This is a genomic window from Butyricimonas sp. Marseille-P2440 (genome assembly GCF_900091675.1).
Lineage (GTDB): Bacteria > Bacteroidota > Bacteroidia > Bacteroidales > Marinifilaceae > Butyricimonas > Butyricimonas synergistica.
On the sequence record NZ_LT594610.1, the window covers coordinates 450,546 to 475,803 of the forward strand.

Annotated in this window: 23 protein-coding genes, 1 tRNA gene and 1 other RNA gene; 10 read left to right on the forward strand and 15 right to left on the reverse strand. The window is 45.2% G+C overall.

The genetic code is table 11. From position 1 onward, the window contains the following. Nucleotides 1–52 precede the first annotated feature (52 nt). Nucleotides 53–778, forward strand: a complete 726-nt coding sequence (locus BN8899_RS12925) for a phage Gp37/Gp68 family protein (RefSeq protein WP_065219743.1) — start codon at nucleotides 53–55, stop codon at nucleotides 776–778. Nucleotides 779–971: 193 nt separating this feature from the next. Here BN8899_RS12925 and BN8899_RS12930 read toward each other — a convergent pair whose 3' ends face one another. From BN8899_RS12930 to BN8899_RS12965, 8 genes are all read right to left on the reverse strand, one after another. Further along, complete coding sequence (locus tag BN8899_RS12930) at nucleotides 972–2,156, reverse strand: AIR synthase related protein (RefSeq protein WP_065220718.1); 1,185 nt, start codon at nucleotides 2,154–2,156, stop codon at nucleotides 972–974. 147 nt (nucleotides 2,157–2,303) lie between these two features. Further along, the gene (locus BN8899_RS12935) at nucleotides 2,304–3,017 is read right to left on the reverse strand and encodes a LytR/AlgR family response regulator transcription factor (RefSeq protein WP_018337135.1); all 714 of its coding nucleotides are present in this window, start codon (nucleotides 3,015–3,017) and stop codon (nucleotides 2,304–2,306) included. Between the two features lie 12 nt (nucleotides 3,018–3,029). After that, the gene (locus BN8899_RS12940) at nucleotides 3,030–4,091 is read right to left on the reverse strand and encodes a sensor histidine kinase (protein ID WP_018337134.1); all 1,062 of its coding nucleotides are present in this window, start codon (nucleotides 4,089–4,091) and stop codon (nucleotides 3,030–3,032) included. A 52-nt stretch (nucleotides 4,092–4,143) separates the two neighbouring features. After that, complete coding sequence (locus tag BN8899_RS12945) at nucleotides 4,144–5,364, reverse strand: ABC transporter permease (protein WP_018337133.1); 1,221 nt, start codon at nucleotides 5,362–5,364, stop codon at nucleotides 4,144–4,146. Between the two features lie 90 nt (nucleotides 5,365–5,454). Next, the gene (locus BN8899_RS12950) at nucleotides 5,455–6,198 is read right to left on the reverse strand and encodes an ABC transporter ATP-binding protein (RefSeq protein ID WP_065219744.1); all 744 of its coding nucleotides are present in this window, start codon (nucleotides 6,196–6,198) and stop codon (nucleotides 5,455–5,457) included. Nucleotides 6,199–6,208: 10 nt separating this feature from the next. Further along, nucleotides 6,209–7,363 (reverse strand): efflux RND transporter periplasmic adaptor subunit, encoded by a 1,155-nt coding sequence (locus BN8899_RS12955; protein ID WP_065219745.1) that lies wholly within the window; start codon nucleotides 7,361–7,363, stop codon nucleotides 6,209–6,211. Nucleotides 7,364–7,388: 25 nt separating this feature from the next. Next, entirely contained in the window at nucleotides 7,389–8,729 is a 1,341-nt protein-coding gene (locus tag BN8899_RS12960; protein WP_065219746.1) for a TolC family protein, read from the reverse strand. Between the two features lie 156 nt (nucleotides 8,730–8,885). Then, nucleotides 8,886–8,962: transfer RNA gene (locus BN8899_RS12965), tRNA-Asn, on the reverse strand. 243 nt (nucleotides 8,963–9,205) lie between these two features. Between BN8899_RS12965 and BN8899_RS12970 the strand changes: the two genes are divergently transcribed. Continuing rightward, a complete protein-coding gene (locus BN8899_RS12970) occupies nucleotides 9,206–9,538 on the forward strand; it encodes a transcriptional regulator (RefSeq protein ID WP_065219747.1) in 333 nt (110 codons plus the stop codon). Between the two features lie 103 nt (nucleotides 9,539–9,641). Here the strand turns inward: BN8899_RS12970 and BN8899_RS12975 are convergent, their stop codons facing one another. Further along, nucleotides 9,642–10,043 (reverse strand): MmcQ/YjbR family DNA-binding protein, encoded by a 402-nt coding sequence (locus BN8899_RS12975; protein WP_040371502.1) that lies wholly within the window; start codon nucleotides 10,041–10,043, stop codon nucleotides 9,642–9,644. A gap of 94 nt (nucleotides 10,044–10,137) precedes the next feature. Between BN8899_RS12975 and cas6 the strand changes: the two genes are divergently transcribed. Further along, complete coding sequence (cas6, locus tag BN8899_RS12980; RefSeq protein WP_065219748.1) at nucleotides 10,138–10,911, forward strand: CRISPR-associated endoribonuclease Cas6; 774 nt, start codon at nucleotides 10,138–10,140, stop codon at nucleotides 10,909–10,911. Between the two features lie 262 nt (nucleotides 10,912–11,173). Here the strand turns inward: cas6 and ssrA are convergent. Together ssrA and BN8899_RS12990 are read right to left on the reverse strand one after the other, a co-directional pair. Beyond that, nucleotides 11,174–11,575: a transfer-messenger RNA gene (gene ssrA, locus BN8899_RS12985) on the reverse strand. Nucleotides 11,576–11,635: 60 nt separating this feature from the next. Beyond that, nucleotides 11,636–12,190 carry a manganese efflux pump MntP gene (locus tag BN8899_RS12990; RefSeq protein ID WP_065219749.1) on the reverse strand — a complete coding sequence of 185 codons (555 nt, stop codon included), beginning with the start codon at nucleotides 12,188–12,190 and terminating at the stop codon, nucleotides 11,636–11,638. Nucleotides 12,191–12,289: 99 nt separating this feature from the next. On the opposite strand from BN8899_RS12990, the gene BN8899_RS12995 reads away from it, so the two are divergent. Beyond that, complete coding sequence (locus tag BN8899_RS12995) at nucleotides 12,290–13,276, forward strand: GSCFA domain-containing protein (protein WP_065219750.1); 987 nt, start codon at nucleotides 12,290–12,292, stop codon at nucleotides 13,274–13,276. Here the strand turns inward: BN8899_RS12995 and BN8899_RS13000 are convergent. Further along, entirely contained in the window at nucleotides 13,233–13,772 is a 540-nt protein-coding gene (locus tag BN8899_RS13000; RefSeq protein ID WP_065219751.1) for an SPOR domain-containing protein, read from the reverse strand. The genes BN8899_RS12995 and BN8899_RS13000 overlap by 44 nt on opposite strands. A 146-nt stretch (nucleotides 13,773–13,918) precedes the next feature. On the opposite strand from BN8899_RS13000, the gene BN8899_RS13005 reads away from it, so the two are divergent. From BN8899_RS13005 to BN8899_RS13030, 6 genes are all read left to right on the forward strand, one after another. Next, nucleotides 13,919–15,205, forward strand: coding sequence for an L-cysteine desulfidase family protein (locus BN8899_RS13005; RefSeq protein WP_065219752.1), 1,287 nt, complete (start codon nucleotides 13,919–13,921; stop codon nucleotides 15,203–15,205). 9 nt (nucleotides 15,206–15,214) lie between these two features. Then, a complete protein-coding gene (locus BN8899_RS13010) occupies nucleotides 15,215–15,892 on the forward strand; it encodes a TatD family hydrolase (RefSeq protein WP_082987051.1) in 678 nt (225 codons plus the stop codon). Beyond that, entirely contained in the window at nucleotides 15,889–16,635 is a 747-nt protein-coding gene (locus BN8899_RS13015; RefSeq protein ID WP_065219753.1) for a tRNA threonylcarbamoyladenosine dehydratase, read from the forward strand. The genes BN8899_RS13010 and BN8899_RS13015 overlap by 4 nt, the downstream gene beginning before the upstream one ends. An 85-nt stretch (nucleotides 16,636–16,720) precedes the next feature. Beyond that, nucleotides 16,721–17,197, forward strand: coding sequence for a PepSY-like domain-containing protein (locus tag BN8899_RS13020; protein WP_065219754.1), 477 nt, complete (start codon nucleotides 16,721–16,723; stop codon nucleotides 17,195–17,197). Nucleotides 17,198–17,408: 211 nt separating this feature from the next. Further along, the gene (locus BN8899_RS13025; protein WP_065219755.1) at nucleotides 17,409–20,621 is read left to right on the forward strand and encodes a golvesin C-terminal-like domain-containing protein; all 3,213 of its coding nucleotides are present in this window, start codon (nucleotides 17,409–17,411) and stop codon (nucleotides 20,619–20,621) included. A 24-nt stretch (nucleotides 20,622–20,645) separates the two neighbouring features. Then, entirely contained in the window at nucleotides 20,646–21,554 is a 909-nt protein-coding gene (locus BN8899_RS13030; RefSeq protein WP_065219756.1) for an ABC transporter ATP-binding protein, read from the forward strand. Nucleotides 21,555–21,618: 64 nt separating this feature from the next. Here BN8899_RS13030 and clpX read toward each other — a convergent pair whose 3' ends face one another. Genes clpX through BN8899_RS13045 form a run of 3 tightly spaced genes read right to left on the reverse strand, consistent with a single transcriptional unit; the run spans nucleotide 21,619 to nucleotide 24,871 of the window. Beyond that, nucleotides 21,619–22,836 carry an ATP-dependent Clp protease ATP-binding subunit ClpX gene (clpX, locus tag BN8899_RS13035; protein WP_065219757.1) on the reverse strand — a complete coding sequence of 406 codons (1,218 nt, stop codon included), beginning with the start codon at nucleotides 22,834–22,836 and terminating at the stop codon, nucleotides 21,619–21,621. After that, nucleotides 22,836–23,513: an ATP-dependent Clp endopeptidase proteolytic subunit ClpP gene (clpP, locus tag BN8899_RS13040; RefSeq protein ID WP_018337110.1), complete on the reverse strand. Its 678-nt coding sequence runs from the start codon at nucleotides 23,511–23,513 to the stop codon at nucleotides 22,836–22,838. Before clpP ends, clpX begins: the two co-directional genes overlap by 1 nt. A 59-nt stretch (nucleotides 23,514–23,572) precedes the next feature. Next, nucleotides 23,573–24,871 (reverse strand): alpha-L-fucosidase, encoded by a 1,299-nt coding sequence (locus BN8899_RS13045; RefSeq protein WP_065219758.1) that lies wholly within the window; start codon nucleotides 24,869–24,871, stop codon nucleotides 23,573–23,575. Nucleotides 24,872–25,258 lie beyond the last annotated feature (387 nt).

Here is a 25,258-nt window from a genome sequence, read left to right on the forward strand (position 1 = left end):
GAGGAAGCCAAAGGCTTCCTCCGAAAACGCTTCCTTCAAAAATAAATAAGATATGCAAAGGACGAGTATTAGTTGGACTGAAAAGACTTGGAACCCAGTAACGGGATGCACTCCAGTATCAAGGGGATGTATGAATTGTTATGCCGCAGCAATGGCAAACCGTTTTCGTGGCAGACAGGGAAAATATAAAAACGGGTTCAAGGTTACTTTACATGAAGATTCCTTGGATGAACCTTTACATGAATTGAAATCATGCAGGATATTCGTGTGTTCTATGGGCGATTTGTTTCATGAAGACGTATCTTTTGAATTTATAGATAAGATAATGGAAACGATTGATAGAACACCTTGGCACAAATACCTAATATTAACCAAAAGACCAGAAAGAATGGCAGAGTATTTTCAAACTCGTGAAGTTCACCAGAATGCATGGTTAGGAACAACGGTAGAGGCGGCAGAATACAAATACCGTGTTGATATATTGAGGTCAATAAAGCGTTCTTTTAAATTCCTGTCCTGTGAACCTCTTGTAGAGAATCTGGGAGAACTGGATTTGACAGGTATTGATTGGGTAATAGTAGGTGGTGAGAGTGGAAGTAGGGCAAGACCCATGAAACAGGAATGGGTAATGAACATCAAGGATCAGGCAAATGCGCAAGGTGTGGCTTTCTTTTTCAAGCAATGGGGAACGTGGGGTCGTGACGGGGTGAAGCGAAGCAAAGAGGCAAACGGACATCTTTTAAATGGTAAGGTATACCAAAAGATACCTGATAAATAAGAATATAATACATTTACATGGATAAACCAGTTACTCGTTACGGGTAGATGTTTTTTTATTTAAAGAAGGTATTCAAAAAGGAATAGAAACGGAAAGTCTCCGTTTCTATTTATATATAAAGTTTACGAAATAAACGCCAAAAATATTACTATCTTTGACGTTGTATTGTTAATTAATGATTGATAGGTCTTTATTAACCTTCATAATTGTACCTTCCGTTTTCGCTGATAATCGTGAGCTTATTACCTTGTCCCTCGTCGTTGTCATAGCAGCGACCGACGATCTGGGCGTCAATGTTGAAACTTTTGGATATGGCGATGATGTCTTCTGCAATCTCCTCGTTCACGTAAATTTCCATGCGGTGCCCCATGTTAAACACTTTGTACATTTCTTCCCACGGGGTTCCGGATTGTTCTTGAATTAGTTTGAAGAGGGGAGGAACGGGGAACATATTGTCTTTTACAATATGCAAGTTTTCCACGAAGTTCATCACTTTAGTTTGGGCTCCACCGGAACAATGTATCATTCCGTGGATTTGTTTCCGGTATTTGCCAAGCACTTGCTTGATAACCGGGATATAGGTACGAGTGGGCGATAACACTAATTTCCCGGCGTCGATGCCTAAACCTGCAATTTCGTCGGTCAGTTTGCATTCCCCGGAGTACACGAGGTTTTCGGGTAAAGAGTTGTCGTAGCTTTCCGGGTATTTTTGGGCAAGGTATTTAGAAAATACATCATGGCGTGCGGAGGTCAACCCGTTGGAACCCATTCCGCCGTTGTATTCCGTTTCGTAAGTGGCTTGTCCGTAAGATGCAAGACCGATAATCACGTCGCCAGCCTGTATGCGGTCGTTTGAAATGACGTCTGCCCGTTTCATGCGGCAAGTCACCGTGGAGTCCACTATAATCGTACGCACGAGGTCGCCGACATCAGCCGTTTCGCCTCCCGTAGAATAAATGTTCACGCCTAACTTGCGGTATTCTTCGAGCAGTTCTTCCGTGCCGTTGATGATAGCCGCAATGACTTCTCCCGGGATCACTTGCTTGTTCCGCCCGATGGTAGAGGAAAGCAAGATATTATCTACCGCACCCACGCAGATGAGGTCGTCGATGTTCATGATGAGTGCATCTTGGGCTATGCCTTTCCACACGGAGAGATCACCGGTTTCTTTCCAGTACATGTATGCCAGTGATGACTTGGTTCCGGCACCGTCGGCGTGCATGATGTTACAATAGCTTTTCTGTCCTCCCAAATAATCCGGGATTATTTTACAGAATGCTTTTGGAAATATTCCTTTATCAATGTTTTTGATGGCGTTGTGAACGTCTTCTTTGGATGCGGATACACCCCGTTGATTATACCTTTCGTCTTTTCTCATAACAATTGAAAATTGAAAATTGAAAGTTGAAAATGAATTGTTCCCGTGAATATTCATCTTCAAGGATTCAAATTATCTTGATGTTAGTACTGACTTATCATTCGCTTGCAAAGTTAGGTATAATTTTCAATTTTCAATTTTCAATTTTCAATTAATTGCTCGTTTGTCGAGCAATTCCGTGAAACGTTCCTTGTATGAATCGGAGATGGGAATGTAGACCTTCCCGAATATGATCCGATTGCGTTCGATAGTCTTGATTTTGTTTATGTTGACGATGTACGAACGATGTACCCGGATAAAGATGTCGGCGGGAAGGAAATCCTCGATAGATTTCATGCTCATCAGGGTAAGGATACCTTGTCCGTCCTCGGTCTGAATGCGGATATAGTCTTTCAGCCCCTCTATGTAAAGAATTTCTTTTAACTGGACTTGCATGAGTTTGTAGTCGCTTTTCACGAAGATAGATTGCGGGACAGGGCGGGTGCTTGCTTCCGATTTCAGCATTTCTATCCAATGCAGAGCCTTGGTGGCTGCCCGTAGGAATTCGGTGTAATTGAACGGCTTCAACAAGTAATCGAGGGCATCCACCCGGAAACCTTCGATGGCATATTGCTCGAAAGCGGTGGTAAAGATGATTTTCACCTTGTTGCCCACCAAGCGGGAAAGTTCCAGTCCGTTGAGTTCCGGCATTTGTATGTCGAGGAATATCAAGTCGACGGGTTCACTCTCGATGACGGATAAGGCTTGGATAGCACTGTCGCATTTAGCAACGAGATGGAGGAAGGGTGTACGACTCACGTAACTTTCCAATAACTCGAGAGCTAAAGGTTCGTCATCCACGATCAAGCAATTTAATGTCATGAGTGTTGGTATTTAAAGGTGAATATTAAGTTCCGCGATGAAGCGGTCGTCTTCCGTCCGGGGGGAGAAGACGAAATTACCCGGGTAGAGTAGTTCCAAGCGGCGTTTGAGGTTTTTTATCCCAATGCCGGAGCCGCTGCGGTCGTTATCTTTTTTGGGGAAATTGCTGTTCACGACCAGGCAATGCAGCCAATGGTCCTCGTGTAATTCCAATTGAATGTGTATAAAAGAGTCCTGCGTGTTGCTCACCCCGTGTTTGAAAGCGTTTTCGATCAACGGGATGAAAAGTAGGGGAGCGATCATGGCTCCCTTGCCGCTTTCGGGGATAGAAACTTCCAGATGTGTGTTTTTTGAAAGACGTAGGCTCATTAACTTGATGTAACTTCGCATGAATTCAAATTCCCGGTCGATAGGCACAAGGTTGTCGTTGTTCTCGTACAACACGTGACGGAGCATCTTGCTCAGATCCTGCACTGCATATTGTGCCTTATCTTGATTGATCGCGATCAAGGAATAGATGTTATTCAGCGTGTTAAACAGGAAATGGGGGTTAAGCTGGCTTTTCAGATTTTGCAATTCTGCTTCGGCTTGGGCTTTTTGGAGTTCTTGTTTTTCATTTTCCGTTTTATACCAGCCGCCTGTCATTTTTATTGCCACGCTAAGCCCTACGGTAAGTCCCATGAGTAGAAGGTCGCGACTGATAAAAAGCATCACGGGCGGTTTTGGCAGTGCGTCTTTGAGGGCTTTCAAACTTTCCGGCATTGGCTCGCTCAAGTGTGTCCGGTGGAAGTTTTGCCAGCTATGAAGTAAAAAGCCCAGAAACAGGATAAACAGCAGATTCGTCAATATGAATTGTATGATTTTTCTGCGGAATAATAAACAGTCGATCAGTTTGTTAAAATTAAAGTAAAAGATGATCATACAGGAAAGCGGCATAAAGCAATATCCAAGGTACCGGTTTAGGGTAATGGCTTGTTCCCCGCGATACATGAAGAAAGGAAGGGTAAAAAATATACCCCATCCGATCACGTGGATGGCAACCTGTAAAACGTTCTTGTTGATCGTTCTGGACATTATATTATTGTTGGTTGTTTGCAAAGGTAAAAATTTAATTTAGAATTTAGAATTATTCGTACCTTATAGCATCGATCGGGTTGAGGCGCGATGCCTTTTGAGCTGGATACCATCCGAAGAATACCCCGGTAACGGTACAAACCAGGAAGGAGAGTACTACCGAATACATCTGGATGTATACAGGCCAACCGATCATGTATTTAATAATTAGAGAAGAGCCTATTCCTAGTACGACACCGATAATACCACCCGTGACACTGATAATCACAGCCTCGATGAGGAATTGGAACAGGATATGGCGTCCTTTTGCCCCGATGGACATACGGAGTCCGATTTCCCTGGTGCGTTCGGTGACTGAAACGTACATGATGTTCATGATACCGATACCCCCGACCAGCAAGGATATTCCCGCTATACAAGCGAGCAGCACGGTCATCAAGTCGGTCGTGGTACTCATCATCGAACTGAGTTCTTCTTGTGAGCGAACATTGAAGTCATTTTCGTCCCCCGCGGCTAGTTTATGGTTTTGACGCAGAATGGCACTGATTTCTTCGATTGCCGCTTCCGAATCCTCTTCCGTGATGGCTGATGCATAGATCCCTTGGATGTAAGTAATAGCCAGCAAACGTTTTTGTATGGTGGTGTACGGGGCGATAATCATGTCGTCTTGGTCTTGCCCCATGGAGTTGTAGCCCTTGGGGGTTAGCACTCCGATGATGCGGAAAGGGGTTTTGTTGAACCGGATAGTTTTGCCTAGTGGTTCTTCGCCTTTCGTGAATAGATTGTCGACGACAGTTTGCCCCACGATACAAACCTTAGCTGAGGTTTTAATGTCGTGATCCGTGAACATTTCGCCTTCCCCGACACTGAATTTCCGAATATCCAGGTAATCTTGGTTTACCCCGTAAACGGTGGTCGGGGCATTGTTGGCTCCATAGATCACTTGACCGCTGGAATTCACGGAGGGGGTACATTTGTCAATCAGTTCAACCTCTCGCACGATAGACTCGTAGTCTTCCATTTTTAGGGTTTGCATACTGCTGGCACTCTGGCGTACCCCCCCGAAGCGTCCGTTACCCGGGTGTATCATGATCATATTGGAACCCATTTCCGATATTTGTTCACGAATACTACGTTTTGAACCTTGCCCGATAGCCAACATGGAGATCACGGATGCCACGCCGATGATGATTCCCAGCATGGTGAGAAATCCCCTGAATTTATTATTAGCAAGGGCTCGTAATGCGATTCGTATTAAATTTCCGTAGTTCATAATTATTTTGTGATTTAGTGATTTCCGATTTAGTGATTTATTCTAATTTAATTAATCACTTAATCGTTGAATCGGAAATCTCTGAATTATTTAGTCGGTTTCTTTTGGCAATGCGGCAAGAGCTTCTTTTGCGGAGGCAACATTCGGGTTGATTGAGTCCTCCGTGATATGCCCGTCCCGCAACACGATATTTCGGCTGCTGAATTGAGCGATTTCCGGGTTGTGGGTAACGAATATGATGGTTCGTCCTTCCGAGTGCAAACGCTGGAAAAGCGTGAGAATCTCGAAAGAGGTTCTCGTGTCCAGGTTTCCGGTTGCCTCGTCGGCAAGCAGGATCACCGGGTCGTTCACGATAGCCCGGGCAATTGCTACACGCTGTTGTTGCCCCCCGGACATCTGGTTGGAACGATGGTTGATTCGGTCGCTCAGGCTTACTTCTGCCAAAGCTTTCGTGGCTTTTTCCTTGCGTTCTTTGGCGGAAAAAGCCGGATTGTAAAGCAACGGCAATTCCACGTTTTCCAGGGCTGTTGTTTTCGGGAGCAGGTTGTATGATTGGAACACGAAACCAATCTTGCGATTGCGTAACGTGGCACGGTCATTTTTTCCCATGTCCCTAACGGCAATGCCATCCAGGTAATAGTCACCCGAGGTGGGGGTATCGAGGCATCCCAGAATATTGAGTAACGTGGATTTCCCGGAACCACTGGTACCCATTATCGTCACGAATTCCCCTGGTTGAATGGAAAATGTTACACCGCGCAAGGCATGAACGATTTCCGACCCAACCGTGAAATCCCTCCTCAGGTTCTCTATTTTTATAATATCGTTTGTCATATTTCTCGATTTACTTGTTCTTTTTCTGTCCCGGACGAGGCGGCATGAACGGGTTGGATTCTCCTCCATTTCCCTCGGCAGCTGCGGCAACTCGTGCTCGTTGAACGCCTACGACCAAACGGGAGCCTTCCGGCAAACCTTCTTTTATTTCCATGTAGATACCGTCGCTAACTCCGGTCTTGATGATTTTAGGTACAAGTCCCTCGGCTGTTTGCAACCATACCACTTTTTCTCCTCTTCCGGCTTCCGGTGTGGGTATGGCTTCCGGGGTAAAACGGAAAGCTTTTAGCGGGGCAAGCAGAATGTCAGTTTTCTCCATGGTGTACACGGTGATGTTTGCCGTCAGTCCCGGTTTCAACTTCAAGTCAGGATTCGGGGCGTCGATCACTACCTCGTAAGTAACCACGTTTGATTCGGTGGTCGGGTTCAGGCGGACTTGTGTCACATCGCCCTCGAAAGTATCATCCGGGAAAGCATCCACGGTGAAAGTCACGCGTTGTCCTTCCAGTACCTGCCCGATGTCTGCCTCGTCCACGTCGGCAATAACCTGCATTTTGCGTAAGTCGTTGGCAATCGTGAACATGGTAGGAGTTTCGAAGCTGGCGGCAACGGTTTGTCCTTCCTCTACCTCTCTCGACAACACAACACCGTCAATTGGCGAGTAGATCGTGGCGTAATCTAGGTTTGATTCGGCTTTCACCAATGTCGCTTGGGCTTTTTTGTAGGCTTGTTCGGCTTTCTCGTACTGATACAATGCTTCCTCGTATTCCGTGTCGCTGATCAATTTTTTGTCATGCAATTGACGTAGACGGGTATAGTTTTTTTGCTGGTATTCGTATTCGCTTTTCGTGGAGCGCAGGTTTGCCATTTCAGAGTTCAATTCCGCCTGTAATAGTTTTTTATCAAGTTCGGCAAGTAGTTGTCCTTTTGTCACGACCGAGTTGTAATCCACGTAAATGCGAGAGATCGTGCCGGAAACTTGGGTACCCACGTCCACTTTGGTGATCGGTTCAATGGTTCCCGTGGCGGTCACCGTGTTGTTGATAGAACCTTTTTTCAATTCTACGGTTTCGTACGTTGTCGCTTTTTTATCTCCCGACCGGAAGAAGAAAAAGGTTCCGACAATGACAGCCAAGACGATAATTATAGTTACAATCTTTTTCATTCTATTCTATTGTTAATATTCTGTATTATAATTCGATGGGATGATTTTGGTAAAAATTCAACAGTTTGAGCGAGAGTATGGCTTCAAACTTTGCTTGTATCTGCTCTTGCAGGGCAGAGAGGTAATTATTCTTTTCCGTGAGTAATTCTACCGTGTTCTTCATACCTGCGTTAAACTGTTCCTGCACGAGATTGTAACTCATCGTGGCAGATTTTACGCTATTCGTGGCGGCGAGATAGCGGCTTTGGGAGGCGGTCACGTTCTGGTGTAATGTTTCTATCGTTTTCCACAGCTCCTTGCGGGTATTCAGTTCTTCCAGACGGGCGGTTTCGGTTTGTAGTTTTGCCTTTTCTATCGCCGATTTGGTTTGTCGGTTGCGAGAGATAGGGATACTTATATTAATCCCCAAGTTCTCGTTCAATCGGTTATTTATTTGTTTTGAAAAAGAATGATCCGAATCCGAGTCATGGTTCGTGGATACCGATGCACTGAAAGACACGCTTGGCAGACGATCGCTTGCCGCGATTTTCTCTTCCAGTTGGGCGGATTCCACGTTCAACTGGCTGTTCTTCATCTCGGGCATGGTTTCAAGGGCAACCCGGTAAACCTCTCCCAACGAGGGGACGAGGCTAAGGACTTGTGAATTGTCCAGTTCCGGGAAGTATATGTCGAAGCTGTCAGTTGGTTCTAATTCCAGAAGTTGTTTCAATTGTAATTTGTTTAAGGCGAGCGTGTTCTCTGCCATCGTCACGTTGTATTGGTCGTTGCTGTATTGAGCGTCGATCTGGGCGTAATCACTGCTGGCGATAGAACCCGCGTCAAGTAATTCTTTGCTGCGAGCCAATTGGGCGGCAGAGGTTTCAAGAGTCTGACGATTTGTCTTTAATGATTCGTTAGCGTAAAGAATTTGTAAATAAGCCTCCGTGACAGCAATCTCGATGTCATTTTCAGCCATGTTTACCTGGTATCCTTGAGCTTCACTCGTGATCTCCTGCTTGCGGATGGAACGGGTCAGTTTGCCCCCGTTATAAAGCGTCAGACCGCTATTTAAAGTATAGCTGCCCGTGTAGGCACTTCGGGACTTGAACTTGCCGTCGGTTTGTTCTATTTTCTGGTGTCCCCATCCTTGTGAACTACTGAACGTGAGGGAAGGAAAAAGTTGCGCTTTTGCTTCCAGTAAATCCACGGAACTACTTTTTTGGTTCACTCGTGCCGATTGCACTTGGATGTTGTTTTTCCGGGCGTAATCGATACAATCCTTGAGAGTCCAAGAAGAGGTGGGCTTTTCCTCTTGAGAGAAGCCCACCAAGGACGGAATGATTATAAAAAGGATGGTTGTAAGGTAAGTATGTGTTATTCTGTTCATAGTCTTTACTCGTTTTGTTTGATGCAAACATAAATCATCTGGTAAAGGAGCGCAAATCATTTAGATGTTTAGGGGAAGCGACTCGACAAAAGAGATGATTTTATCGACGAATGGGATTGCGGGAAAAGAAAAAAGCCTGTAACTCTGTTACAGGCTTGGCTCCTCAGGTAGGACTTGAACCTACGACCTACGGATTAACAGTCCGCCGCTCTAACCAACTGAGCTACTAAGGAATTTTCTCAAATCGTGGTGCAAATATAGAGCCTTCCGGGGAATCTGCAAAATATTTTGGCAAAAAAATATGCCCAAAATGTAAATAAAATACGGGGTGTCGGATGATGTCCATTATAGTCAGGAGAATAGCTTTGGGATATTTTAGGTCGAAAAAGTTGTCCAGGTAAGAATACCCGTGTTTTTAGGCGACGAAACCGGTGAAAAGTTGTAGATTTGCCGAATCAATTAAAAGAATAACAGCTATGGATTACTTGAAAGAATTGAACGTGGCAATCACGGTATGTGATAAAGAAGGTAAAATACTTCAGATGAACGATAAATCACAGAAGACAAATAATGGTGATCTGGTTGGGCAAAACGTGCTCGATTGTCATCCCGAACCAGCCCGTACGAAATTAGTCGAGTTGATGGAGCAACATGCCACGAATGTCTACACAATTGAAAAAGGTGGGGTGAAGAAATTGATTTACCAGACGCCCTGGTACGAGAACGGGGAGTTCATGGGATTGGTGGAATTCTCGTTGGAGATTCCTTTCGAGATGCCTCATTACATCCGGAAACCGAAGACGGAATAGAGTGTAGAGAATGGAAAAATTACGATAAAAGTCCCGAGGTAGTCTAAAAGTTGATTTGCCTCGGGATTATCGTTTTCCGTGTTCTTCCCGTGAACCTGCAACGCTAGTCGTGATTTTCAGTGTAATCTTTCCTGTTTGACCCCGTCAGAGAAAATTCGGGGAAGTTCTTTTGCACGAAACTCCGGGATAATTTCTTGATAACTTCCCTGTACGAGTGCTCCACGAGTTCCTCTATAAATTTGTCAGAGAGGTTGCCATGCATGTAAACTCCGTTCCAGTGTTTCTTGTTGGAATGGTAAGCCGGGGTGATCTCCGGGTATTTTTCCCGCAATTCGATAGCCTTGTCTGGGTCGCACTTCAAGGCAATCGTTTCAAACGGCATGATGTCACCGTAGGCGAACATTTTGTTGAAAACCTTGAATACTAATGTCGTTTCGTCAAACGGGAATTCCTCCGTCGTGTGCGGGAAAGAAAGACACAATTCTCTAAATTCTTCAATATTCATATTCTTCATGTTGATCGGGAACAAAGATAAAGATTTTTGACTATCTTGGACAAGTGGAGATTTATTTTTCTATATATTGTAAATAATTGAACGAATGAGATTTGAATTAATATTGAGCGTGCAGAGAGAGGAGTGCGGAGCCGTGCTTCCGCTGAATTACCAGTATGAGTTGTCCTCGTGGATTTACCGGGTTCTGAACGAGGGAAACTCCGATTTCGGGAGTTGGTTACACGATCATGGTTACACGAGGGACAAGAAGCAATTCAAGTTATTCACCTTTTCTAATTTGCAGGTATCCCGTTATCAGATTATCGGCGACCGGATGGAGATATTAAGCCGGCAGGTATCTCTGGTAGTTTCTTTCTACCCGATCGAGGCGATCGAGTCTTTTGTCATGGGACTGTTCCGGGATCGGCATTTTACGTTGGGTGATCGCCGCTCGAAAGTTGCTTTTTCTGTCGACTCCATTGTCCGGCTCCCGGGTATTGAATTTTCTGGCACGATGCGTTTCAAGACTTTGTCACCGATATTCCTGGATGAACGGGTGGGCGAGAATCTCCCTTCCCGTCATGTTTCGCCTGCCGATCCGGTATTCGAGGAATTGATTCACTATAATTTGTTGGAGAAATACCGGATCTTTTACCAAATGGAACCATCGCCCGAGTGGCAACCCACGCGGGTAAGGTTGTTGTCCGAGCCTAAGGCAAAAACCATTGCTATCAAGAGTTTTACTCCCCAGTTTACCCAATTGAAGGGATATATGTGCCGTCTGGAACTCACGGGGGCGCCCGAGTTGCTGAAGATGGCGTATTATGCCGGGTTAGGGCGTATTAATAGCCAGGGGTTCGGGTGTGTTGAGGTTTATTGATGGTGCGGTGTACATAGAGAAAAATAGGGGTGTTTACGGTGTAATAATGGGGAAATAGGCGTATATTCCCCTATCATTCTTGAATTAAAATCGTGATAAAAACGCTCCCGAAGGTCTTTGCACCGAAATTAAAACGACTTTGCACCGAAGTTGATCCCTTGTCTCACCCTTATTTCCCCCGAACTACTCCGGGATTTTCTGGGATTTGCGGGTGGGAATAGATAGAAAAAAACGACTGGCAACCAGTCGTTTTTTCTTGAAGGGGTGGAGCAGCAGGGAATCGAACCCTGGTCCAAACACGGAATCAATATGCTTTCTACATGCATAGCTTTTTATTGGTTTTCGAATATAGCCCGGAAAAAAGCACCCAAACTATACCTTAGCTTCTAAATTTTCGCCAGCGTTACGAAGCGGGACGTTGGCTAACCTTGTGTTGCCTGCACCCCGGATGCTGGTTGGTACAAGGTGGGACCGCCAGCGGGATGTCCTGTCTCCACTACCTTGAGCGGAGATTAAGCCTCAATCTACTATGATTCGATTAGGCAGCAAGAGCGTAATTTCTTTCGCCAATTAAAATTTTGCGTCCGGGATTAACGGGCCGGCTTCACTACGCCCGACATGCTTACATACCTATTCATCATGCTGTCAAATCCACGTCTGCCCCTTCGGTATGCAGGTACAAAGATACGAATATAATTGAAAATGGAGAATTGAAAATTGAAAATTATTCCATGAGATGTTCGACAAGTATTTTTATCCCGATGGCAATGAGGATGATGCCGCCAAAGAGTTCAACGTTGATGCCCTTGATTTTGCCGAAACGATAACCGCAGATCACCCCGAGCAGGGAGAGCGTGAAGGTCACGAAGCCTATCATGAATGCCGGGAAATAAATGCTTGTTTTCAGGAATGCCATGCTGACCCCGACTGCTAAGGCATCGATGCTGGTGGCGATACCAAGCGTGATGAGGGTCTTGTTGGAAAAGGACGAGATGGTGGTTTCCTCTTCCTCGAAGGACTCGTAAATCATTTTGCCCCCGAGAAAGCCGAGCAGGATAAACGCGATCCAGTGGTCGAAAGCGGTGATGTACGAGCTGAAGCTGACCCCGAGTAACCAACCGAGCAGGGTCATTCCTCCTTGAAATATTCCCATGGTAAGTGCCAGGCGCAAAGACTGGTTCATGCGGAAAGGTTGCATGACGATTCCCCCGCTGATGCTTACCGCGAGGCTATCCATTGCCAACCCTATGGCGATCATTAAGACGGAGATAATACCCATGCGTGAAATTTTTGACAAAAGTATAAAAATGATGGAGAAAATCAGCGTAAAAAATGTAACTTTGTAGAGAAGGAGAGATTATTTATAATAAGATTAGATATGAATTTGCAGACGAAGGTTAATATTGATACTCCCGATTTCATGATCGATTATAATTCCAAACTGATGATGTTGGGATCATGTTTCGCGGAGAATATGGGTGGTAAGTTTTCATATTACAAGTTCGGCGTCGATGTAAATCCTTGCGGGATCGTGTATAATCCCCGTTCGGTGGCTAACGTGTTGCGCTTGATCGTGGAAGGAAAGGAGTTTAAACAGGAGGACTTGATACAGGTCGGGGATAAATGGGTGAGCCTGTATCACCATGGTTCTTTCTCGTCGACGGACGCGGGGGAGTGTTTGGATAAGATTAACCGGAGGTTGGAACGTGCCACGGTGGAGATTCGTTCCGCGGATTTACTGGTAATCACGTGGGGAACAGCTTGGGTATACCGGCACACGGGGAAGGGCGTGGTGGTGTCGAATTGCCATAAAATTCCCTCGCAGGAGTTCGAACGTTATCGTTTGAGCGTGGATGAGATCGTGGAAGAGTACACCGGGTTGATCGGGCGTTTGCGGGAAGTGAATCCCGGGATCCGGGTGTTGTTCACGGTGAGCCCCATCCGGCATTGGAAGGATGGGGCGCACGGGAACCAGTTGAGTAAGGCGACTTTACTGTTGGCGATCGACCGATTGCGGGAGAAGCTGGGGGGTGTGTATTATTTCCCGGCTTACGAGATCGTGTTGGACGAGTTGCGGGATTACCGTTTCTACGCGGATGATATGCTGCATATGTCGAGCCTTACGATCGATTACACGTGGGAACGTTTCCTTTATAGTTTTATCAGTCCCGAGGTGCTGGGTTTAATGAACCGTATCGGACGGATAAACAAGGCGGTAGCACATCGTCCTTTTGACGTGCATTCCGGTGATTACCAACGTTTGGTGAAGAATCTGCTGACAGAAATTGCCGCTATATCCCGTTCTTTCCCGTCTATTGATTTCAGCGAGGAGGAAAGGAAGTTGAATGAATTGGTGGCAGGGTAGGTATCGTGTCCTGCTTTTGCACGGGATTCAGTTCATGCAGGTAGATGGTGGTCTTCACGGGATACGCCCCGGCGTATTTCTTGCGGATACGCTTTAGCGCGGGTATCGCCTCGATACGGGTACGGAAGTTGCCGACACGGATTTTGAAATCGGGGTCCGTGTATTGCAGGTAAGCGCGGATATCCGGAAATTCTTCCTCGAACCGTTGCGTGTAACTTTTCAGCGTGTCGATGTTCACGTTGTAGGAACTCGATGATAATATCTGGATGCGATAACCTTGGAAGGCTTGCTCTTTTTTGTTGATCGAAAGTTGTAGTTTCAATAGTTGTTCAATCTTCGGGTCCCCGTGGAGTGTGACTTGCCCGCCCGTGACCGAGTCGGCTTGAGAGAGTTGTTGCAAAAAGTCAACAGCCGGTTTTACCGGGGTAATGGAGTCTGTTTGTGCCCAAGTTTGATTGGCGATAAAAAGGATTGTAACAATAAGTATTGATTTCATGAATAAATGTCTATCGTGATACAACTAATTCGACTTCAATCGACAAAGATAGTATAAATTGTCTTTTTGTGGTAGAAAAATAGATAAATAACACTATTTTTGTACCCGTGAATATGAAACATTCTACATGAATAAAATAGGAAAAGATGAATCAAGTAACAGATCAACAAATCATTGAAATATTGAAGAAAGAGGCGGTTCCCGCCTTGGGGTGTACTGAGCCAGTAGCCTGTGCTCTGGCTTGTGCTAAGTGTAAAGAAGTATTAGGGGGTGTGCCTGAGCATTTGGACGTACTGGTTAGTGGCAATATTTACAAGAATGGTATGGGTGTCGGGATTCCCGGAACCGGAATGGTAGGCTTGCCTATCGCTGCCGCCCTGGGGGCAGTATGCGGGAAGTCCGAGTACGGTCTGGAAGTGTTGAAGGATGTCAACGAGGGAGATAACCTGCAACGTGCTAAAGATGTGTTGAGTCATGTTACGGTTTCCTTGAAAATGGATGCGCCGGACAAGTTGTATGCCGAGGCGTTGGCAACGAAAGGAAATGACAAAGTGAAGGTGATTATAGCCCACACGCACACGAATATCATCCTGGTGGAAAAGAACGGGGAGGAACTTTTCAAGAGGGAATACAAGTTGGATACGACAAAGAAAGAAGATAAAGGACCGGAATTGAGCGTGAAACGTATTTGGGATTTCGTTCACGAGGTGGACGTGAAGGATATTGAGTTCGTGTTGCAAGGTGCCGAGATGAATAAAGCGATTTCAGCCGAAGGGTTGCAAACCGAGTATGGCTTGCAGATCGGCAAGACGCTGAAAGAAAATATCGATAAAGGATTGTTGGAAGACGATTTGCTGAACCGCACGTTGATTCGTGCGACGGCAGCTTCGGATGCTCGTATGGATGGTTGCCCGAAACCGGTGATGACCAATTCCGGTAGCGGTAATCAAGGAATCACGGTATACTTGCCCGTGGTGGTGGCTGCCGAAACGTTCGGGGCTTCCCGCGAGCAATTGGCTCGCGCGTTGGCGTTGAGTAACTTGATAGCCGTGCATATCCATCATTACATGGGACATCTTTCGGCTCTCTGCGGTATTTTGATTGCCGGGACAGGGGCTTCATCGGCTATCACTTACTTGATGGGCGGTACATACGAAAATATGGTGAACACGATCAAAACGATGTGTTCCAACCTGACGGGAATGATGTGTGACGGGGCTAAACAAGGATGTGCCTTGAAAGTGTATTCCGGCGTGTCTGCTGCCGTGCAGGCTGCTTTGCTATCTATGCGGGGCATCAAAACCAACAATGACGGGATCGTGGAGGAGGATATCGAGCGTACCATCCGTAACGTGGGATTGATCGGTACGAAGGGAATGGAAGAAACGGACAAGACGATCTTGAATATCATGTGTAACAAGGAAACGAAATAATTCGAGGATTTGAATCCGTACGTGAATATACACACGCACCATACCGGTGAGGGAATCAATATCCAGGATGTTGGAGAGGGAAATGCATGGATTGACAGGGAGAATCAGCGGGAGCGGGAAGAAGGTCAGGAAGTGTTTTATTCCGTGGGTATTCACCCGATGAAGTTGGAACAAGTCGGCGAGGATGCTTTAGCGTGTATAGAGGATACAATTCAATTAGATAAAGTTATAGCTATCGGGGAGTGCGGTTTAGACCGTCGCTCTCCGTTTAGTATAGAGGAACAGGGAAGGATTCTGGAGGCTCAGGTTGCCCTTGCCGAAAGATACCGGAAACCTTTGATTATTCATTGCGTGAAGGCGTATTCGGAATTGATTGCCATCCGGGGAAAAACGAAGTCCACGGTTCCGTGGATCATTCACGGGTTTAATAACAATGAACAGATATTGCAACAGTTATTGGGTTACGGTTTTCACGTTTCTGTTGGGGCGGCACTCTTGAATGCACGATCGAATGCCTTTCATTTGATACGGCAAGTTCCCGCGGACAGGTTGTTTCTGGAAAATGATGACAAAGAAATTGAGATCAGTGTTATTTATCGGGCTGCTTCCGGTGTTCTGGGTCTTGACGTGGAAGAGTTGAAGCGAATGATGTTGGAAAATTATAAAAAAGTATTTGCGATAAAATGATGGATTGGTTGAGTAGAACGGAATTGCTTTTGGGAAAAGAGCGATTGGAGAGGTTGAAGAATGCACACGTGCTGGTGGCAGGATTGGGCGGTGTTGGGGCGTATGCCGCAGAGCAATTGTGTCGTGCGGGAGTGGGAGAGATGACGATTATTGACGGGGATAGTGTCGATGTGACCAACAAGAATCGCCAATTGCCGGCTTTAGATAGCAATATTGGGAAGGCAAAGGCGGAGGTCATGGCTGCCCGTTTCCGGGACATCAACCCGGACATACGTCTTCACGTGATGAACGATTTTATCAAGGACGACCGGATGATTGAGATTCTGGAAATGGCGAAGTACGATTACGTGGTAGACGCTATCGATACGCTAGCTCCCAAGATTTTTTTGATTTACCACAGCCTGCAAAAGGGCTATCGCATCGTGAGTTCCATGGGTGCCGGGGGCAAAATGGATCCGACGCTAGTAAGTATTGCGGATATTTCCAAATCATATAATTGCAATCTTGCCCGTATGCTCCGCAAAAGGTTGCATAAATTGGGTGTCTACAAGGGAGTGAAGGTTGTCTTTTCCCCCGAAGAGGTCGATCCCGAGGCTATCGTGTTAAGCGAGAGTGAGAATAAAAAATCGAACGTGGGGACAATTTCTTACATGCCTCCCGTGTTCGGCTGTTTTTGTGCTTCGGTGGTTATCCGGGATTTGACGGGAAAAAGAGAATCGCTACAAGAGGGGGATAATTTGTAGTTTAATACTTGTCGCAATACTGAGTTGCTTTATATCCCTATTTAGCTATCTTTGCTTGATTTTGAATATTTAAATGTATGTAGAGATGAAGAAAATTATTTTATCCCTTTTTTGTTCGTGTGTAGTTGGTTTTGTTTGGGGATCAACACTATGCGATATACCGGTGTCGGCTGTTCCGGCGGCTGTGAAAGAATATGTTGGGAAAAATTACCCGAAGGCATCGAAAATTGAATGGGATTATGAAGAAGATAGCGATCTTTACGAGGTCGATTTTCGGATTGATGACTTGGAATACGAACTCAAGCTTACTCCCGAGGGAGTGTTGAAATACTCGAAAGAAGATATCCGAATCAAGGATATTCCGGCAGTTATTGTTCAACATATAAAAAAAGAGTACGAGGGGTATAAGATCTTAGGTGCAAACAAACTATTTGTAAAAGGAAAATATATTTATGATGTCGGAATAAAAGGCAAGAATGCGGCTGGTTTTACCCGGCATTATAATATTCGTTATGATGAAAAAGGAAATGTCTTACCGGAAGAAGACCGTGATAGTGAGTAGCAAGTAAGTTAATATTTATTGCAAGGAATCCGTTTAGAATCATTCTAAATGGATTTTTTTATAAAAAATTATTTGCAATTCACATTATAAATGCATAGGTTTGCGATAGGGTGAATGTCTGCTTTAAATTCTTGTTATAGGCTGCAAACTATAACCATCTATGATTTTATTGGAGGCATGCGTCTGTGAATGTGTTACTAAAAAATTAACTATGAACTATCGAACTATCGGCTTGTTCGCTCGTTACGAAGTGAAAGCCATTGCGAGAGAGTGGAGTTTCAGGGTTGTTACAGTATTAAGTATATTGATTGTGACCTTCCTTCATGTCATCACGCAAAGTAGCATCAAAGAACCGGAATGGATAGCTATATCTTTACCTTCCGCGATTTCTTTTGCCAATGCTTACCTGGTAAATATCCTGCAAATTATTATTGTTATTTTCTGGGCGGGTAATTTTCTGCGGAAGGATAAATACTTGGATTCTAATTCGTCTGTTTCGGCACGACCCTTCTCTAACATGGAATTGTTACTCGGGAAAACGTTGGGTTTTATTTTTGTTATTTTGTGTCTGGATATTTTGCTGGGGATCATCGCTTTGTCCATTCATTTGTTGGCAAGTGATTCTCCTTTTGCTTTTTCTCCTTATGTTTTCTACTTTTTTACCCTGACTTGCCCGACCCTCTTTTTCATCACGGGATTCACGATATGCGTGAAAGGGATAGCACGTAATTTTGCATTGGCTTGCGTCTTGTTACTTGCCTTTCTTTATTTTGGAGTATTTTCCAGTAAAGGAGTACTTTATGGTGCTTTTGATGTTTTAACCCTGGGGTTGCCCAACGCATTCTCGGATGTCACGGGATTTGCAGGATTGAATAGTTTCCTTTTGCAGAGGTTCTCGTTTCTGGCATGGGGGTGCGGGTTTATTATTCTGGGTATTGCTTTCATTTGCCGGATTTCCAATAGTGCCAAGACTAATTTTGCTACCGGGAAGTTTGGAATATTGTTGCTTGTCGTGGGGTGTGTTGTATCGGGATGTTATATCGGCAAATATGTTCAAAGGGACAAGGAACGTGAGATTGTTCGGGAAGTATTCGTGAAATACCAAGATATTCCTAAGGTTAACGTCTTGGGGCATGATATGAAATTCAAGCAAGAGGGATATGCTTATCTTGCCTCGAGTAAATTGAAGGTGTACAACCCGTACGAGCGGAAAATAGACTCCGTTGTGTTGTACTTGAACCCAGATTTGGAGGTGTTGAAACTTGCTTCCGGTAACGAGAGTTTATCTTATCGTCGGGAGAGGCAAGTGATTGTTCTGGCGATGTCAATGCAGCCGGGTGAAACGAAAGAAATCGAGGTGGATTACCGGGGAGGTATTTCTCCCACTGTTTGTTACGCTGAGGTCGTAAATATTGATTCTCTCGCTGCACGTTCACGTGATTATTACATGTATTGCATGGGGCGTGATTATTATTACCTCCGCCCGGATTACACGTTGTTGACCCCGGAATGTTTGTGGTACCCGATGAGTAAACCCACGGTGAACGTGAATTTGCCTTACCTCACGGATCAGGAATTCACTCGCTTCAAGTTGACTGTAAGTGGAGAGGATAAACGAGTACCGGTAGCCCCGGGAGAAGAGAGTAAGGATGGGAATAATATTTGTTTTACCGGTAAATTCGGGGTGTCCGGGTTGACACTTTGTATAGGTGATTATATCCGAAAGGGAATTCAGAATGGAGATGTGTTCTGCGAAGTTTTTTTGTTGCCGGGACACGAGTATCTTCTTTTCAAGGAGTTGGACATGGCAACACTTTTAGAACAGTGGAGTTTAGAATTTATATTTGAAAAGAATAAAGCATATGTATATGATAAATTGAACCTCGTTGAAACTCCGGTTCATTTTTGCGCGTATAGCAGGGATTGGAAGAGTCGTAGTGAATATGTACAGCCGGAAATCGTGTACCGTCCGGAAAGAGAGCCATTATTCCGGTTGCCATTTGAACCTATGCATGATGAGAGAGATGATTTTAACCCGTCCGAGGAGTTTGGGAGGATGTACAGACTTTTTTTGGATAATAGTGTAATGGTGGATATTCCGACAGGCGATATGTTTTTTGGGCGATTGGTGAAACGTGCTCCAAGGGATTTCGTGAAAAATGTAAATGATATTTCTTCTTTATTACAAAAAGACCATTATAATGTACTCTCTTCCGAGTTCGAGGGAATTGATCTTTTGTTTCACGAGATGCAGAAAGGATTGGGAGATAAATTTGATAATTTTTGTGATAACTATGTAGTTAGGTGTTTCGATGATTATAGTCTTGAAGAAGTATTACGGAAGCCAAGTCTGGATATAAGATTAAGTCTAGCGATACATCTTAAAGGGTATAACTTCTTAAAGCATCTTTTGTGTTCTGTCCCTTACGAGGAATTTGAAAGTTTTAATACCGATTTTATAGAGAATCACGCCTTCCAATGCTTTAATTACGAGGAGTATTGCGAGGAGGTGAAGCAACGATTTGGCATTAATTTTCTTGATTTGACTCGGCAATTGTATAGCGAGAAAGGTTTACCCGCTTTTTATTTTAGAGATGCGCGATTGGACGTGGTGGAAACATCAAAAGGTGAAGAAGGTCATGTGTTTAGTATTAAAATATGGAACAAGGGGAATATTGATGGAATAGTTTCGATAAGTAGTTACAGGGGAAAATCACGAGATTATATCATTCCGGCAAATGCTTGCAAAGAGATTAAATATTATAATGAATTCGGGGTGAGTGAAGGGATTAGGATGAGTACGAACTTCGCGATGAATAATCCTTCGTCATTTTCTTTTGAAGATTTTCCTCAAGAAAGGAGGCTCCGTGAACCGATTGAAGGAATTTTTGATGCGGATACTACTGTTTTTGCGCCGGAAGCAGGAGTGTATATCGTGGATAATACAGATCCGGGATGCCGTGTTGTCGAGGACAGGCGTGTCCTTGATAAGGTGTATGCCAAGAGTGAGTATAGTTACAAGGGGACTCGTTGGCGTGAATCGCCATCCGGTGATTCGTACGGGGAACTGGTAAAAAGTTATTTAACGAAAAGATCTGGAGATGGTGTTTCTGCTGTTGAATGGGAAGTAAATTTACCCGAATCCGGGAAGTACGAATTATTTGTTTATAATGATAATTCCGTGGATGCCGGTCTTGTAAAAAGCGGACGGATAAAAGCTCCCCGGGTACAAACGTATCGGTTTGCTCATGCCGAAGGAGAGGAAACCATAGAATTATTCCCGTTGGAAGAGGAAGATGGATGGGTTTCGATGGGCGTACATCAATTTAATGCCGGAATGGCAAAGATTAACTTGTCCGGACAGGGTGCGGAGCCCAATCAATCTATCGTGGCGGATGCCGTGAAGTGGGTTAAAGTGAAATAATATGAATACTAATACTATATAGCTATGAAAATAAGAATAGAACATCTTGGAAAAATATATGCCGGGGGTAAAGAGGCTTTAAGTGATCTGAATTTAGAAATAGAATCCGGTATGTTTGGTCTGCTAGGACCGAACGGGGCAGGTAAAACTACATTGATGCGCATTATGACGTTACTGCAAAATCCGACTTCGGGCACGATATTTTTTGATAATTATGATTTGTCGAAGGACAGGAAGGCGATTCGGTCTATGCTAGGGTATTTACCACAGGAATTCAATACTTTCCAAAGGTTACGGACTTGGGAGTTTTTAGATTATAGTGCGGGACTTGCGGGGATAGAAAAGAGTAAACGAAGAGAGTTGGTGGATGAGATGTTGAGGAAAGTGGGGCTTTTCGATGAACGTGACCGTTGGGCAAATCGATTATCGGGCGGAATGAAACGCCGGTTAGGTATAGCGCAAGCGATTATCGGAAATCCTAAGATTATTATTGTCGATGAACCTACTACCGGACTCGACCCGGAGGAACGTATCCGTTTCCGGAATATCTTGTCGGATATAAGTGATAAGGATGCAACGATCATATTATCGACACATATCGTGGGGGATATTTCCAGCAGTTGTAAAAATGTCGCTTTATTAAATCACGGGCAATTGAAGTTTATGGGGACTCCGGGGGAAATGATCGGGCAGGCGAGAGGGAAAGTGTGGGAGCTATTTGTCACACAGAATGAATATGAGGAAATTAAAGGGAAGTATCCTGTAATTATGACCATTCCAGAGGAAGGAGGAATGAGAATTCAAATTGTGGCAGAAAAAGTTTCAGGATATGCAGACGTGAAGTCAATAGAACCGAATTTGGAACACGCTTACGTTTATTATATGGACTTCGTTCTGAAAGATAAGATGGATATGCAAGTTAAGCGCTTGTAAGTAAGGAACGAAAAAACGAGATTCTCTACGAATCTCGTTTTTTCGTTATAGCTTCTTTCAAAATTTACGCTCGTAACTTCTGTGCTGTAAGCCGGTTGAGTTTGCTTTCGGCATATTCTTTAGTGACCGTGATGGATTCACAATTCTGAGAGGGAATTTCGAACATCAGGTCGGTCATGATGGCTTCGCATATGGAACGTAATCCGCGGGCGCCCAATTTGAATTCAACCGCTTTGTCGACAATGTATTCGAAGACATCCTCGTTGAAACTCAATGCGATGTTGTCGAGCTCGAATAGTTTGATGTACTGGCGGATGATAGCATTTTTAGGTTCCGTGAGGATGTTGCGTAAGGCTTGGCGATCCAAGGGTTCCAGGTAAGTCAGCACGGGAAGACGCCCGATGATCTCGGGAATCAGCCCGAAAGACTTCAGGTCTTGTGGGGCGATATATTGCAACATATTGTCCCGGTCGAGGAAAGAGGTTTCTCTGCTTGCCGTGAATCCTACCACTTGAGTATTCATGCGTTGGGCGATCTTTTTCTCGATACCGTCGAATGCTCCGCCGCAGATGAAAAGGATATTCTTGGTGTTCACCGGAATCATTTTCTGGTCGGGGTGTTTACGTCCGCCTTGTGGGGGAACGTTCACGACGGAACCTTCCAATAATTTCAGTAACCCTTGTTGCACTCCTTCACCACTGACGTCACGGGTGATGGACGGGTTGTCGCCTTTGCGGGCGATCTTGTCGATCTCGTCGATGAAGACGATGCCTTTCTCGGCGGCGTCCACGTCATAGTCGGAGGCTTGGAGCAAACGGGTCAATATGGACTCGATGTCTTCGCCCACGTATCCGGCTTCTGTCAGCACGGTGGCGTCCACGATCGTCATGGGTACGTGCAGCATCTTAGCAATCGTGCGGGCTAACAAGGTTTTTCCCGTTCCCGTGCGACCGACCATGATGATGTTCGACTTCTCGATTTCCACGTCGTCATTCGTGGACTTTTGCGTCAAGCGTTTATAATGGTTGTAAACAGCCACGGCGAGGTGTTTTTTTGCCTCGTCCTGACCGATCACGTATTGATCCATGAATTCCTTGATCTCGATCGGTTTTCTGACCTCGATATGGTCCATGTCTAAAGGAGCGGAATGGCTCCGTTGTTCCTCCTGCACGATGTCGTATGCCTGTTGGGCACACATCTCGCAGATGAAACCGTCCATCCCGGCAATCAGAAGATCCACTTCGTCACGTGATCTTCCGCAAAATGAGCATTTATCTTGCATTATTTATGATCCCGAGTTAATACTGTGTCAATCATTCCGTATTCTTTCGCTTCCGCGGCTGTCATCCAATAGTCGCGGTCGGAGTCTTTCTCCACTTTTTTCAGCGGGTTGCCGGAATGATCGGCTATGATTTGATAAAGTTCTTTTTTCAATTTCATGATTTCCCGTGCTGTGATCTCGATGTCGGATGCCTGACCTTGGGCGCCGCCCATCGGTTGGTGTATCATGATGCGGGAATGTTGCAGTGCGGAACGTTTTCCTTTGGTTCCTGCCGTCATCAACACGGCTCCCATGGATGCTGCCATACCGGTACAGATGGTAGCCACGTCGCATTTGATGTATTGCATGGTATCGTAGATTCCCAGCCCGTCATAAACGCTACCGCCTGGGGTGTTGAAATAGATCTGCACGTCCTTGGTCGGGTCGGCGGATTCCAGGAATAACAATTGAGCCATCACGATATTTGCCACGGTGTCGTCGATCGGCACGCCGAGGAAAATGATACGGTCCATCATTAATCTTGAAAAAACGTCCATGCTAGCCACGTTTAGTTGGCGCTCCTCGATGATCGTCGGGGATATATAGCTGGCAGTAGCCGACTCGAAACGATGTAGGTTCAAGCTGCTGATGCCTTTATGCTTTGTTGCATACTTTTTGAATTCGTCTTGTGAAAACATAAGTCCTGTTTTTTTAGTTATACGGCGCTAAATTACGAAAAAAGGAGGGAAAAAGCGAATTATCGCCAAACAATCTCAATCACGAGGTCGATGTCCGTGGGGACTTCTCCTAGTTGGAGTAAAATTCCTTCCTTGGTTTTCGTGTATTTCAGCGGTTGTTTATCCTTGTATTGTACGATACTTTTTATTTTTTTGTTCGTGATAGGAAGTAGAAGTTTCGCTTTGTCCAGGTTAAGGATGTGAATGTATAGTTTATTGCCTTTCTGGGTGGTAACACCCCATTCCTGGTGTGGGATGATACCCGCGCGGGTGCCGTAGAGGGTTTCGCCGTAGGTTTTTATCCATTCCCCGATTTCTTTCAGGTGAGTCACCGAGCCTTCGGGAAAGTCGCCCCCCGGGCGGGGACCCACGTTGAGGAGGAGGTTGGCGTTATTGCCCGAGGCTCCTACCAGCTTGTGGATAAGTTGTTTGGTCGATTTGAAATTCCGGTCGTTGATATTATATCCCCACGTGTTGTTCATCGTTTCGCAGCTTTCCAGCGGGAGGGAACTGATTTCCGCGTCGGCGGAGTATCCTGCCGTGTTTTGCCCGGGCAGGTCACGCTCGAACATCTGGAAGTCCTCGCCCTCGAAGGGGGCTTTGTGGTGATTGTTCCCGATAAGGCAACCCGGTTGCAGGCGATGGATCAAGGAATATTGTCTTTCCAGCTGCCAGTCAGCGTCCGGTTTATCCCACCAGCCGTCGAACCAGATGCCTCCGATGGAACCATAGTTCGTGAGCAATTCGGTCAGTTGGGCGTCCATGAATTTCAGGTAATCTTCCCATGTCCCGGACGGCGTGCGTCCCGTGTTGCGTCCGGTACGTCCCCACGGGGCGTAGTCGGGACGGTGCCAGTCGATATGTGAGTAATAGAGGAAAAGTTTCAGCCCGTGTTTTTGGCAGGCTTCTGCAAGTTCCTTAATGACATCCCGCTTGAACGGGGTTGCCTTCACGACGTTGTAGTCCGATTGGCGCGTGTCGAACATGGAAAATCCGTCATGGTGGCGTGAGGTGAAGCAGATATATTTCATCCCGGCATCCTTGGCGATCCGTACCCATTCGTCTGCATCGAATTTCGACGGGTAGAAACCTTCCGCCAATTTCTGGTATTCTTGTTCGTTCAGGCTTTGGTTGGTTAATACCCATTCGCCGTCCCCCAACATACTGTATATTCCCCAGTGGATGAACATCCCGAATTTAGCGTTCCGGAACCATTCCCGGTTTTCCAGGTTCTCTCGCGAGGGGGTATATTTTTCCTGTGCCAGGCAGGGCGATATCCATGCCATTAGTAAGACTGTAATGATAAGTAGATTTCTCATGATGCAGTTCTGATTAAATTTTTCACGAAATTAGTAAATACGTGTTTAATCTTGAAATTTTGAGTCGTAAAATGCTGCCGGAGGAGGAAAAATCTCCATCCGGCAATGTTTGCCGGGGAGTATGATAGCCCGTGTTGTCCGTGTATCCCTTGTAATCCCGGGGTAATCCTTGGGTAATACTACTTCTGCTTACTTGCAGATCGGATATAACCTACTTGTATCGCCGCTGGAGAACGGGGATGCAAGTAGGTTGAAAGTGGCTTGTAACGGTCGAGAGGTAATATAAGGGTGGGATAACTTTGGGATTATTGGAGGATAAAATACTTTTTCAATAAAATAATTTCAATAAATACTTGCTAGTTTAAAATATAGTAGTACCTTTGTCTG